This window comes from Methanocalculus natronophilus (assembly GCF_038751955.1).
In the GTDB taxonomy this organism is placed as follows: domain Archaea; phylum Halobacteriota; class Methanomicrobia; order Methanomicrobiales; family Methanocorpusculaceae; genus Methanocalculus; species Methanocalculus natronophilus.
In genome coordinates this window covers 1-12055 of the sequence record NZ_JBCEXH010000007.1, presented here as the reverse complement: position 1 = coordinate 12055, position 12055 = coordinate 1, and the positions used below count along the sequence as shown (strand labels likewise).

12 protein-coding genes and 1 pseudogene are annotated in these 12055 nt (G+C 50.0%); 9 read left to right on the top strand and 4 right to left on the bottom strand.

Going from position 1 to position 12055, the window contains the following annotated elements:
• Window positions 1-45: 45 nt before the first annotated feature.
• Both ABCO64_RS08095 and ABCO64_RS08090 read right to left on the bottom strand, forming a co-directional pair.
• Entirely contained in the window at window positions 46-672 is a 627-nt protein-coding gene (locus ABCO64_RS08095) for an NTP transferase domain-containing protein (protein ID WP_253459751.1), read from the bottom strand.
• Entirely contained in the window at window positions 660-1667 is a 1008-nt protein-coding gene (locus tag ABCO64_RS08090) for a pyridoxal phosphate-dependent aminotransferase (RefSeq protein ID WP_253459755.1), read from the bottom strand. Before ABCO64_RS08090 ends, ABCO64_RS08095 begins: the two co-directional genes overlap by 13 nt.
• A 253-nt stretch (window positions 1668-1920) precedes the next feature.
• Between ABCO64_RS08090 and ABCO64_RS08085 the strand changes: the two genes are divergently transcribed.
• From ABCO64_RS08085 to ABCO64_RS08060, 6 genes are all read left to right on the top strand, one after another.
• Window positions 1921-2100, top strand: a complete 180-nt coding sequence (locus ABCO64_RS08085) for a ribbon-helix-helix domain-containing protein (protein ID WP_253459758.1) — start codon at window positions 1921-1923, stop codon at window positions 2098-2100.
• A gap of 14 nt (window positions 2101-2114) precedes the next feature.
• Window positions 2115-3263 carry a cell division protein FtsZ gene (gene ftsZ / locus ABCO64_RS08080; RefSeq protein WP_253459760.1) on the top strand — a complete coding sequence of 383 codons (1149 nt, stop codon included), beginning with the start codon at window positions 2115-2117 and terminating at the stop codon, window positions 3261-3263.
• 193 nt (window positions 3264-3456) lie between these two features.
• Window positions 3457-3603: a hypothetical protein gene (locus ABCO64_RS08075; protein ID WP_253459763.1), complete on the top strand. Its 147-nt coding sequence runs from the start codon at window positions 3457-3459 to the stop codon at window positions 3601-3603.
• Between the two features lie 2 nt (window positions 3604-3605).
• Window positions 3606-4466, top strand: coding sequence for a coiled-coil protein (locus ABCO64_RS08070; protein ID WP_253459765.1), 861 nt, complete (start codon window positions 3606-3608; stop codon window positions 4464-4466).
• Window positions 4467-4687: 221 nt separating this feature from the next.
• Complete coding sequence (locus ABCO64_RS08065) at window positions 4688-5806, top strand: DUF373 family protein (protein ID WP_253459767.1); 1119 nt, start codon at window positions 4688-4690, stop codon at window positions 5804-5806.
• 133 nt (window positions 5807-5939) lie between these two features.
• Entirely contained in the window at window positions 5940-6122 is a 183-nt protein-coding gene (locus ABCO64_RS08060) for a tautomerase family protein (RefSeq protein ID WP_253459769.1), read from the top strand.
• 414 nt (window positions 6123-6536) lie between these two features.
• Here the strand turns inward: ABCO64_RS08060 and xerA are convergent, their stop codons facing one another.
• Together xerA and ABCO64_RS08050 are read right to left on the bottom strand one after the other, a co-directional pair.
• Entirely contained in the window at window positions 6537-7424 is an 888-nt protein-coding gene (gene xerA, locus ABCO64_RS08055; RefSeq protein ID WP_253459771.1) for a site-specific tyrosine recombinase/integron integrase, read from the bottom strand.
• Between the two features lie 629 nt (window positions 7425-8053).
• A pseudogene (locus ABCO64_RS08050) lies at window positions 8054-8215 on the bottom strand (transposase); the annotation flags it as partial.
• A 441-nt stretch (window positions 8216-8656) separates the two neighbouring features.
• On the opposite strand from ABCO64_RS08050, the gene ABCO64_RS08045 reads away from it, so the two are divergent.
• The 3 genes from ABCO64_RS08045 (at window position 8657) to glmM (ending at window position 12016) form a co-directional block, all read left to right on the top strand.
• Window positions 8657-8788 (top strand): hypothetical protein, encoded by a 132-nt coding sequence (locus ABCO64_RS08045; RefSeq protein WP_343089319.1) that lies wholly within the window; start codon window positions 8657-8659, stop codon window positions 8786-8788.
• A 1238-nt stretch (window positions 8789-10026) separates the two neighbouring features.
• Window positions 10027-10659 (top strand): DUF5806 family protein, encoded by a 633-nt coding sequence (locus ABCO64_RS08040; RefSeq protein ID WP_253461062.1) that lies wholly within the window; start codon window positions 10027-10029, stop codon window positions 10657-10659.
• A complete protein-coding gene (glmM, locus tag ABCO64_RS08035; protein ID WP_253461065.1) occupies window positions 10640-12016 on the top strand; it encodes a phosphoglucosamine mutase in 1377 nt (458 codons plus the stop codon). The genes ABCO64_RS08040 and glmM overlap by 20 nt, the downstream gene beginning before the upstream one ends.
• Window positions 12017-12055 lie beyond the last annotated feature (39 nt).

The following is a 12055-nucleotide window of genomic DNA, read 5'->3' as shown; positions in this document are numbered from 1 at the left end:
GAGTTCGATATATGTATTCTGACTATCCAATCCGATTATAGTTTTTTATGAAAACGGTGATGCAGATGGATGCTCGTTCATAACCGAATGGAAGTGTTCTTCGATGAGTGCCAGTTCGGACTGGGTATTCACATTAAAGACAAGCCCCTGTTCCTGGAGGAGAAGCTTCAATTCATCCTGTTCACTGCCCATACAGGAGCCATGCAGTATATTGATCCCGGCAGGGCTGGCTGGTATACCATCAATATCATCCTGGTAGCGCGGTTCTGTCCCAAATCTCTGACAGAGCACTACTGGAATCCACGTAGAGCAGGCTTCCTTCCCTGATTGTTGATAGGCATCCCGGATCGCGCATATCGTATCGGCACGAAGGCATGGTATGTCAGAAACGGAAGTGAAGAACGGGCCTGTCTCTTCCAGGGTCAGAACAGCCAGAGAGAGATCCTCAAGATAGCCCCTGCCATGGGTGGAGACAAACGGGATACTGTTTGCCCTGCACCAGTTTTGTGTATACGGGGTCTTCCGTGAGGTTATAACGACCGGGTCACACCCAGCCCCGATATAGGCATCGATAACCCAGCTTATCATTGGTTTATCCGCGATTCGGACGAGCGGCTTCTCTCCCATATTCAGGCGGGATCCTTCCCCGCCTGCCATAATCAATACGCGCATGCAGCCAGTGCCTCAATAAGAATCCGGTTCTCCTCCCGCGTTCTGACAGCAACACGGATGGTCTCCACAAGTCCAAATGATGTACAGTCGCGCACAAGAACACCCATTGACAACAGCCTCTCTGTGAGATCGCCTGCGTCTTTTCCGGTATCAACAAGAATATAGTTTGTGTGGGAGGGATGGGGGGAATACCCAAGTGATTGGAGAGAGTCGGCAAGGTACTCCCGCTCAGCTGCAATTTTTCTTCTTGATTCCCCAAGTTCCGGAAGGTGAGAGAGAGCTTCAATGGCAAACGTCTCGGCATACCGGTTGACAGTCCATGGTGGGCGGGTCTTCTCGATGGCATCAATTAAAAGCGGATCCCCAAAACCAAAGCCAAACCGGATTCCGGGTACAGCAAATGATTTTGTCAGCGACTGGAGGACAAAGAGATCCGGGTCCCGGGTTTTTGCCAGGCTCTGGTCAGGATCAGAGAGATCGATGAATGCTTCATCCAGGAAGAGAGCAGAGCCTGTACTGTTGCATTCAGAGAGGACTGCCATGATCTCTTCTTTCTTCTTCAAAAGTCCTGTTGGGTTGTTTGGATTGCAGAGGTATCTGACAGATGCCTCACCAGAGGGGTTGTCAGTAACAGATCCTCCCGCGAGGATGACTGACTGGATATACTCACCAAATGTCGGCTGCTCTATGAATGCCGTTTTTCCCGGGCCAAGCATGACCTGGGCATACACCCTGATCAGCTCAACTGACCCATTGCCGACTGCGATCTCGGATGGATCCCGGGAATACGCCCTGCCGATCGTCTCTTTGAGTAGTGTGTAGGTATCATCCGGATAATCACTGATATCACATGACAGAGGATTCCAGTCACATTGTGGGGGGAAGGGATTTAAGCTTGCGCTGAAGTCGGTTATTTCTGTATGTTCTCCCCTGGAACGGAGCCTTCTGATAAATCCGCCATGAGTCTGTCTCCCTGGGGGGTGACGAAGTGTCATGCGGGATACCACCCGGCAGAAGAGGTGTGGCTGACAGAGAAAACTGGATAGCGCATACTCAATTTATTTTGTATTGTTTGGGATAAAAGCGTTCTGAATACGTCTCTTTTGAGGTCAGACAGAGTATTTCGAAACCTATATATAGTATAGGAGTGCATCTACAAACATCTGATTACTAAGATCAGACGATTGTGCGCTTGGTGTCAGACAGATGGCATATAAAAATGTGACAAGTGTCTGACAGGAGTGAAAAATGGACAGGATCACTATTCGATTGCCCAGACAACAGATCGAGATGCTGGATAAACTGGTTGCGGCAGGAGAGTTCCCAACAGTTTCCGAAGCAGTACGCTATGCAGTACGGGAACTCCTCTCAAAGCATGGAGATCGGGTAATGCGGGAGAGCGATCAGGTCACGTCATTACAATTGTAAAGAGGGGTTGTACAATGCAGACAATTATTAATGAAGCTCTAAAACATGCAGAACTTGATAAAGAACGGATGAAGTCATCGATTATTGATGACGACGAAGTGCTGGGCAATCCACGTATTGTCATCATCGGGTGTGGTGGCGCGGGGAACAACACGGTAAACCGCCTTCACCACATGCAGGTTGCAGGTGCTGAAACGATTGCAATCAACACTGACAAGCAGCACCTTGACATGGTCCAGTCTGACAAACGCGTCCTGATTGGAAAGTCATTGACAAAAGGCCTTGGCGCAGGCGGTTTCCCGGATGTGGGCAGACGTGCTGCCGAGATGGCCAGGCCAACACTTGAAGGCCTGCTTGAATCTGCAGATCTTGTCTTCGTGACCGCAGGCATGGGCGGCGGAACCGGAACCGGATCTGCACCTGTTGTATCACAGATTGCAAAAGAGCAGGGAGCTATCGTTGTTGCAATGGTAAGCTATCCGTTCCAGGTTGAAAAGGCGCGTATGCTCAAGGCAGAGGAAGGCCTTGAATCCATCCGGAATGCTGCAGATTCGGTCATCGTTCTCGACAACAACAGGCTGAAAAACTTTGTCCCGAACCTGCCGCTTGGCCAGGCATTCTCTGTCATGGACCAGCTTATCTCTGAAACCGTGAAAGGAATCAGCGAGACGATCACAGAACCCTCCCTCATCAATATCGACTATGCCGATGTCCGGGCAACAATGAGCAAGGGAGGACTTGCCGTGATGCTCGTTGGAGAGAGTAAGCAGCAGAACAAGGCAGAGAGTGTCGTCCGCGAATGTCTCGACCACCCGCTTCTTGATATCGACTACCGCGGAGCAACCGGATGTCTCATCCACATCACCGGAGGAAACGATCTGACGCTGCATGATGCAGAAGAAATTGCCAGCCAGCTTACCTATGAACTCGATCCACATGCAGACGTCATCTGGGGCGCGCGCGTCAGGAACGACTATGAAGGGAAAGTGCGTGTGATGGCGATCATGACAGGCGTCCAGAGCCCGCAGATATTAGGAGGACATCCAAGCTTCTCGGTTCAGTCAACCAGCCTCAGGCAGCCGGAAGCAGCCACTCCTGCCCGGAGTGCCGGACGTGGTGTCGCTGACTCGCGGTCAGGAAGCCTCCTTGACTGGGTGATGTAATACAAAACCATTTTTTCTTTCCTTTTCAGGTTCTTTGCCACGTAAATCGCATCCATTTCCTGAGATACGATAGTTTTAATAGCAGTCTTAACCTTTACTTATAGAAAGTCGTATCATTGCCTCTGGTTCCGGCATCACCATCCGCTACCAGATAGACGTGTTTCACGGCTTTTCGCATCGGAGGTTGAACAGAATGGTTTACGCGTATCAGCACTCAGGTGAGTTGCTGCCTGTTTTTTCCCTGCTGAGATCTGCTCTAGCAGGCGATCCGGCAATAATGGGTGTTCGTGATCCATTCCTCCGTCCAGAGGCAATTGTATCGATATTTGAGGATTGTTGAGCATGTTGAACGATCTCGTTGACAAGAGGAAGACCATACTTGCTGAATCTGAACAGCACAAGAACCGCAGAAATGAACTCAATGCACTTGCAAGCAAATGCGCACGCGAGCGGAATGAGTTGAACAATCAGACGCGCCAGTTTGTCGAAGAAGCTCAGAACCACAAAGAGCTTCGGGATTCAAACAACAAGGATGTCTCTGATCTGAAGGATAAAAGGAACGTCCTGAATGAGAAGGCCAACCAGCTCTTTGAGGAGCTCGAAGAGTATAAAAAAGAGCATGGCAACATCAAAAAGGGCCAGGTCAAGGATATCCAGCGTCAGATTGAATTTCTTGAGTTCAAACAGCAGACCGAGGCGATGAGTTCCGATAAGGAGCGGGAACTCGTTGAGAAGATCAAACAGATGAAGGGCCAGGTCCGGGAGCAGGAAGCCGAGCTCGAACAGAACAAAGAGATCCGCGCCAAACTCCAGGATGCCCGCGATCTCCGGAAAGAGGCATCCGATCTTCATCTGAAAGTGACAGAGAGTGCAGAGCTTGCCCAGACCCACCATGACCTGATGGTGGACTGCTACCGCAAAGCCGATAAGTCACGGGAAGAGGCAGATGCAAAACACCGTGCATTTGTTGAGGCCCAGGAAGCAGCGGATGCAGAGCACAAGGCCTTCATCGAATGCCAGAAAGAGCTCCGTGACTACGATAAGGTCATCAGCGGCATGAGGACGAAGACCAAGAAGGTCAAAGCGGTCAAAGAGAATAAGACGGTCAGAATGGAAGCTGAGAAGATCTTTAACTCCTTCAAGAGCGGCGAGAAACTCACAACTGACGACCTCCTCCTTCTTCAGAGATCCAAACTCATTTAATTTTTTTTAAGGCCTTTTTGCCACAATTACGCCAATTGGACGTATATATTTGACGTGAAGCAGCTGCAGGCTGCACCGTGATTCATCTGGATTATCAGGCCACCCGTTTTTTATTCTCACTCCATTGCTGCAGAGTGATTATGAAACAGAGGTTTTTTTCGTGAATCAAACCCGGTTTGACAAAACAACATTATTATCCTAATACGTACATGTGATCTGTGATGCAGAAGAGGAGAACACTCATCCTCAGTGTCGATCGCGATGACGATATTGGATATAAAGCGGGAGTCGAGAGCCCGGTTATCGGAAGAGAGGCAGTCCTGCAGGCTGCAACAAAACTGGGCCTTGCTGATCCTGAAGATTCCGATGTGAATGCCATATTCCAGGCTGTCAAAACATATGACGAGCTTGCAGCAAAAGGCGAGGATGTGGTGGTTGCAGTTATTGGCGGCAATCACATGAATATGCTAGAAGGCGACCGCCGGATTGCGGAAGCCCTCTCGCAGATTATTGGTCAGACAGATGCAGCTTCATGCATTCTCGTTTCAGATGGTGCAGAGGATGATTATATCCTCCCGATTATCCAGTCCAAAATCCCAGTCGAGAGTGTCAGGCGTGTGATCGTCGCCCAGATGCCAAATCTTGAAGGGACATACTACATCATCAAAAAACTCCTTGATGATCCCAAGATCGCCCGTGTGGTGCTGGTTCCTGTTGGCCTTGCCATGCTCCTCTATTCTGCGGCATATCTCTGGGGCAGGCCGGATCTTGCAACATTCATCGTCGTTGGCGCAGTCGGCATTTATCTCCTCTTCAAGGGCTTTGGCATAGACGAGTTTTTCGGCTATCTCTTCTCGGGCCTGCAACATTCTTTTGAGAAAGGAAGTTTCAGTTTTGTCGCTTATATCTCAGCAGCGCTGATCACAATTGTTGGCGTGATCCTGGGGCTGACAAGCCTGCTCGTCTATTACCCAGAAGATGCTGGCATCCTCCTTTTTGTCGCAGCCTTTATCTACGGATCCGTCTGGTGGTTCGTCGGGGGTGGACTGGTTGCCATGGCTGGCAAGATCATCGACAGCATCCTGCATGAGCCCGAGCACCTGGGTAAAATCGTGATAGTGCCATTCTTTATTGGCGCGATTGGAACAATTGTGTATGGAGCCAGCAGCTACCTGCTCTCCATCAGTAACATCCCTGATTTTCCAATCGCAGCAGATGGAGGAGTGCACACGATTATTATCTTTACAATTATCGGCCTACTCCTCGCCTTATTTGGCATCTTTATTCAATCAGCCACATTCAAGTGGGTTTCAGAAGGAAAATCAAGCAAAAAATGGTAAATTACCACAAAACCCTTCCTGTTCCGGCCTGGTGGCAGCCCTTTTCTATCCGGATATTGGATTATCCAGGAAAACCCGGGTTTTCAGCCCCGGGCAGAAAACGGTTTTATGAACGAACGCCTCTTGTATAGATATGCCTGTTATAACCATACAAATGGCAGAAGGAAAGACGGTTGAACAGAAACAGAGAGTTGCATCAGAATGTACACAATCCATTGCCGAGAGCTTTGGTGTTGATCCGGCAGCAGTCATCGTGCTCTTCCAGGAGCTTCCGCTTGAGAGTATCGCAAAAGGCGGCCAGCTCAGATCACGATAAAAAACGCTTGATACGAGGATCTTTTTTTTTACTCTTCTCCAGAATTCTGATCACCCGTGTTTTTCCTGAATTTTTCGGAACCTGGGAGAAGATCCCGAGTAGAGATCCCGATGTAGCAACCAAAATAATCAGGAATGAGTGAAGCAGGTGCGGCGCGGGTATAGGGGGGCGGGGTCCGGCGAAAGAGGCAGGCTGGCAGAGCAGATCTATCCGTGCTCATCAGAGCAACCTGAAAGGCGATTCCAAAGGAATCGGGGCGTATCTCCTCTGAAAGCCAGACGGAAGCATTCCCGCCCCTCCCGCGCCAGCATCTGCGGCAATCCGGCTCAAACTCCCTTGCGAAGCATTTGCGGACGGGAAAGCGGGCGGTGGGGGCTTCTGACACGCAAATACCAGAGCCCTTTTTTTTAAGACTCACCTGGCATTCCCAGACTCGTGATTCCCTGAAAGCGGGAAGTGATCCTGGTACACACGGCGGCGCTCCTCAAGATCTGTATGCAGATAGACCTCGGTTGTCTTTATCGAGGAGTGGCCGAGATTCTCCTGCACCACCCTGAGGTTTCGTGAACGCCTGTAGAGTTCGCTCGCATAACTATGCCTGATTTTATGTGGCGTTATCCCTGAGGGTGCGTATTTCCTGAATATATGCTGAATGGTGCGTGGCGAGAGTGGAGATCCATTATGGCCGGTAAAAAGAGGGCCGTTTTTTCTGGATCCAAGATAGGATCTGATCTCAGAAAGCGTCTCCTCATCAATGAAGACCGTGCGTATCTTGTCACCTTTGCCCTGAATCCGAATTGTCTGTTCCTGGAAATCTATATCTTTCACCGAAATCCCGCAGAGTTCCGAGACACGGACACCGGTTGCATAGATTGTCCGGATGATCAGACGATCCCGTGTATTTTCGATTGCATCCAGGAGAGAGACGACATCGGCATGTTTCAGGTACAATAGCTCCCGGCCCTTTATCTTTGGCCTGTCCACCCCGAGGACCGGATTTGCTGGAAGAACCTGCTGGCCAACCAGAAACCGGTAGAACGAGTTGAGTGTTGAGATATACCGGTTCATGGTGGTTGCCGAGAGACTTCGTGTACCAGATGATTCTGCCAGGAACTGAGTGATATCATACCCATCCGTATCAACAGCAGGATCGCCCAGTCCCTGCACCTCTGCACAATAGGTTGAGAAATCGAGGAGTACCCGGCCATAGGTATCGATTGTCTTCACCGAGTAGTTCCTCATCTTCAGATGATTCAGGTATCTCGGAATCCAGAGGGAGAAGGATCGTTTGCGGGCGGGCATTATAGTAGTATGATAGGAATGCAGGTTTAAGAAGATTGCGCAGAATGTGCCCCACACACATCAGGCAGGGAGCAGGGGGGCAGGAGGAAGAGGAAGCGGAGGAGGAGGAGGAGGAAGAGTACCAGCAGGCGCTCCCGATTAGGTTGACCAGATAAGGTCAATAAGTCATGATTCTTCAGCCAGTTTACATATAGCATCATATGGTTTATAGAGCACATATTTCGTATAATTCCGAACAGAATAATCCGAATATATGCGACCAGTAAGAAATATTTTTTGACTCTTCTCCAAATTTCTGATCGCCAACTTCCCTGATCCCTGAGCAAATATCAACTGGATATTCTGGTGTCATCCTCACTGTAGATCCCTTTCTACGCTAGCGACAGTGAATGAGAAACTGTAGTTGAGAGGGGAGAGAGACCCAGTAACAGGAGTTGGGGCGCGAAGCGCCATCTATCCTTACTAGCGGGGCGGTCAGCCCCGCTTGGTGACCGATAGGTCGCCTTCGCCGAACTCCGAAGGGGGGATGGCAGTGCCCCCCCGGAGGATGTTCGGTGACCGGCTCTGCTCTATCAAGGCATATCTTACCATCTCTCTATGGCCAGGAGATGCCTTGCTCTGTTCTGTTCTTAAACAAACTTTTTGAACTTACAGCTCCGTCGTATTTTCAAAATGAAGTAATCCAGGTCCCTGAAGCCAAATGCAGCCCGTTTGATCACATTGACAATCTTGTTATTGAATCCTTCACTTGCCGCATTTGTATAGCCAAAGTCAAAATAATTCATAAGACCTTTCTCTGACCTACATCAATGGATATCAATCAGAAATCAATAATACATCAATGATACACCATAAGGCCTGGTTTGATCATACATGGCAGGTAGAGGAAGAGGAATGGAGATGGAGATGGAGGAGATGGAGGAGTCAAGGACGGGTTGTGCATGAGTCGCCCCCGGTTCACCAGGCAACTGATTTGGCTGATGAGGTAGCGAATGGGATCTGTTGCGGGCAATTTCGCAGAATAACCATTCTGCGCAAAAAATAGCAGTTTTCAGCGGACTCATTTTAAGCACATATTGACACCCAATAGATGAAATAAGGTCAAATGTGCTTTTTTTGAGAATTGTCGGATCATACGTGGATCATGAGTAGATCATGAATAGATCATACATGGATCCCATCTCAGCATCCAATAGACAGTCACATTCTGCGACCGAGGCATGCTAGAGATCATGAAACAAGAGATCATGGATACGAGCGATCACGATCTGCCAACAGGAATACCTGCTGCCCCCTCACCCAGGCAGGCAACCGCTACCCCCCTGCCCCCACATATCACAAAAGCTCACCAGCAATTCCCCTGAACCACCAGCAACCTCCTGAACTCCAAGTAACCGGCTCAGCCAACCATCACCTGACGGGTTTGCAGACTCCGGTTGCAACTCCTATATAAAGAAACTTCATATTCGCCATATAATCGATCTTTTTTGACATTCTCATGCAATACATCATAAAGCTTGAAAAAAATCCTTTAAATCGCCAATAAATTGATGGGAAATTTCCAGGCCCGCCACCCAGGCTTGTGATCAGATTGCTCATCCACAGTCATCGGGTTGATCATCCACGATTGATTCAAGACCCTGCCAAATAATCCCGGCCGAGGTAAAGACGGAGGAGAGGAGGCGGGAAGGTTCGCTACCTTTCATTCTCTCTCACTCTCTCACTCTCTTACTCCATCACGCCCTAACTCCCTTCCTCACTCTCTCTTCCCCTTCCATAGTTCCTTATCTTCATGCTCGCAAACTGGACAAACCAGCCACCCCCCTACCCGGGTTGCCGACCCAGGGATCAAAATGAGAGTACTGGCAACCAGCCACTCTGCACCAGGTCCCCCTACCTGCTGCCACACCCGGCACAACCCCCATTCAACAGCAATACCTCAGCAGAAGCTCAGCAGATGACCAGGCCACTAACGGCAATGATGATCAGTCATTGCCCCACCAGCCCCGTTCCCGCATGGCATAGATGCTTCAAAAGGAGGTGATCGTGATTATCTGCACGCCATCATCCAAGCTCGAACCCCCCTTGCGAAGCACCTGCGGGCGAGGTAGGGCCGGTAGGAGGGTTTTCTGGCACGCAAATACGGAGTAGCCCCGCTCCGATGTACCATTGGGCCCTCTCCCTCTTTCATCCCCTCTCCCTCCTCTTCATCCTTCTCATCTTCCCCTTTCTCTTCCTCTTCTTCCCTTTCCCCTTCATGGAAAAAGAGCGGCCGGCCCCCTCCGGAGCAGCATACTCACTCACTCACTCACTCACTCACCCCACATAGCACCTCCAAAGATCCCGGAAAAGAGAGTTTCAGGTATAGAAAAATCATAAAATTCATTTAATCGTTTTCAGAAGTCATGAAAGATCGGCATCTATAAACCATATGATGCTATATGTTAAAGTGGTGAAAACCAGGTCCTCAGTACCCCGGATCCTGACCCCGGGTACTGAATCCTCAAACACCCAAAAATCACCCAAACGCACCCAAACAAGAACCCTTCCAATAACGACTCATAACCTTCAAGCCCGTTGAAGAGAATACGAGGTACCTGAAATGAATGATCCGAGTGATGCATGGGCCGATAACCAGGATGACAGGAGTGAAGAGATCTCCAAATACCGGAAATTCAGGAAAGTTGACGGCGCAACGTACCGGAAAGTAAACCAGTTTCTCAGGAAGCACACCTATGTGACTGCACGTGAATGGGCAATAGCCCGCCTCTGCTCGGACTTTAAAACAACAGCCGGTGCGGAGATGACATTCATCGGGGAGAACCTCCCAAAACTCGTTCCTTTCATGCAGGAGCCCTATTCACCACAGGCAGTCAACCAGGCCCGCACCTCATTTAAGCGAAAAGTCAGGAAATCCGGGGCAACATTCTTTTATGGTGCAATGTGCGGGTTTTTTACCCTCGATGAACTTGACGACATCCTGTTTGAATCAAGTGAGATTGCAAGGTTTCTCCTTGAGGTGGAGGCAACCTCCATCGAGATAGATGAGGAGATCGAGATCGAAGACCGCATCACAGAGATCATGAAGAAACTCGGCGACTCGGCCAATGTCCTGCTCAGGGAACGCTCCGGCCAGTCTGCCCGGGAGCCAGACAACCAGGCCGGCATACAGGCTGAACCAACTGACACAGACAACACAGAAGAGGAGAGAGAAGATGACACAACTGACGAATGAGAGAAAGGCAGAAAAGGTACTCTTCGGGACAAACGGCGTCCGTGGCATTATAGGAGAGGATATGAACCCGGAACTGGTGATGAAGATCGGCCTCTCACTTGGAACAATGCTAAAGGGGAAGATAGCCCTTGGGAGAGATACCAGAACCTCAGGGGAAGCCCTTGCCTCAGCCATGAAGGCCGGCCTTCTGGCAACTGGATGTGATGTTGTCGATCTCGGCATTCTTCCAACACCTGCGCTCCAGTACCTTGTCAGGGAGTATTATGATGGAGGGGCGATGATCACCGCCTCGCATAACCCGCCCGAGTACAACGGGGTCAAAGTCATTGAGGCAGATGGTACCGAGATGGATGATGACCGGACCATCCAGCTGGAAGCATCTCTCTTCTCAGGCGAGGTACCCATACAAGACTGGAGAAACGTCGGTTCACTGAGTAACGAGAGCCATCGGCTTGAAGAGTACATACATGCAATCATCTCCCGTTTCCCTGAGAACTGCTGTCGGGGATTAACAGTCGTTGTCGATCCTGGATCAGGACCTGCTGCTGCGACGACACCCGCAATCCTCAGGCGGATGGGGTGCACTGTGCATACCATCAACGGCCGGTTCGACGGTAATTTCCCGGGAAGGCTGCCTGAGCCGGACCCTGAAGGCCTCGCTCTCCTCTCCGAAACAGTGCTGGCAACAGGTGCTGATGTTGGGGTTGCTCATGACGGCGACGCCGACCGTGCGGTCTTTGTCGATGAAAACGGTTTGTTTTTGAATGAAAATACAGCCTTTGCACTTCTCGCAGAGTCCGTATGCAGCAGAAACCCCGGAATAATTGTCACTCCCATCAGCACGTCTGATCTGATCCGGGAGGTGGGAGAAAAGCATGGATGCAGAACGATGTATACCCGGGTTGGGAGCATCTATGTCGCAAGAACCATGCTGAAACTTCTTGAGGAGGGCCATGATGTTGCATTTGGAGGGGAAGGAAACGGCGGCCTTATCTTTCCAAAACACCAGTTCTGCCGTGACGGGGGGATGACAGCAGCTGCAATGGCAGCGTATATGGCAGAATCGGGACAGAAACTCTCCAGTCTTGCTACACTCATCCCCTCATACACCATGCTGAAAGACAAGATCCATTCAGAAAACGCAGATGCCCTGCTGGAAAAAGCGAGATCGATCTGCTCCCACCAGACAATAAACGAGATTGATGGAATACATATCCGGTGGAATGATGCATGGGCGCTCATCCGCCCATCGGGGACTGAGCCGTTTATCAGGATGTATTGCGAGTCGAAGGATTCATCCCGTGCAGAGGAGATACGACAGCTGCTGCTCCAACAATTACAAGAGCTTTTCGATTAACCCAACCAACAACGATCACTTGAGAGTTGAAAACCCAAT

Coding starts and splice junctions, on each gene's coding strand:
- ABCO64_RS08095 (WP_253459751.1), bottom strand. CDS start 672: ATGCGCGTATTGATTATGGCAGGCGGGGAAGGATCCCGCCTGAATATG.
- ABCO64_RS08090 (WP_253459755.1), bottom strand. CDS start 1,667: ATGACACTTCGTCACCCCCCAGGGAGACAGACTCATGGCGGATTTATC.
- ABCO64_RS08085 (WP_253459758.1), top strand. CDS start 1,921: ATGGACAGGATCACTATTCGATTGCCCAGACAACAGATCGAGATGCTG.
- ftsZ (WP_253459760.1), top strand. CDS start 2,115: ATGCAGACAATTATTAATGAAGCTCTAAAACATGCAGAACTTGATAAA.
- ABCO64_RS08075 (WP_253459763.1), top strand. CDS start 3,457: ATGGTTTACGCGTATCAGCACTCAGGTGAGTTGCTGCCTGTTTTTTCC.
- ABCO64_RS08070 (WP_253459765.1), top strand. CDS start 3,606: ATGTTGAACGATCTCGTTGACAAGAGGAAGACCATACTTGCTGAATCT.
- ABCO64_RS08065 (WP_253459767.1), top strand. CDS start 4,688: ATGCAGAAGAGGAGAACACTCATCCTCAGTGTCGATCGCGATGACGAT.
- ABCO64_RS08060 (WP_253459769.1), top strand. CDS start 5,940: ATGCCTGTTATAACCATACAAATGGCAGAAGGAAAGACGGTTGAACAG.
- xerA (WP_253459771.1), bottom strand. CDS start 7,424: ATGCCCGCCCGCAAACGATCCTTCTCCCTCTGGATTCCGAGATACCTG.
- ABCO64_RS08045 (WP_343089319.1), top strand. CDS start 8,657: ATGAAACAAGAGATCATGGATACGAGCGATCACGATCTGCCAACAGGA.
- ABCO64_RS08040 (WP_253461062.1), top strand. CDS start 10,027: ATGAATGATCCGAGTGATGCATGGGCCGATAACCAGGATGACAGGAGT.
- glmM (WP_253461065.1), top strand. CDS start 10,640: ATGACACAACTGACGAATGAGAGAAAGGCAGAAAAGGTACTCTTCGGG.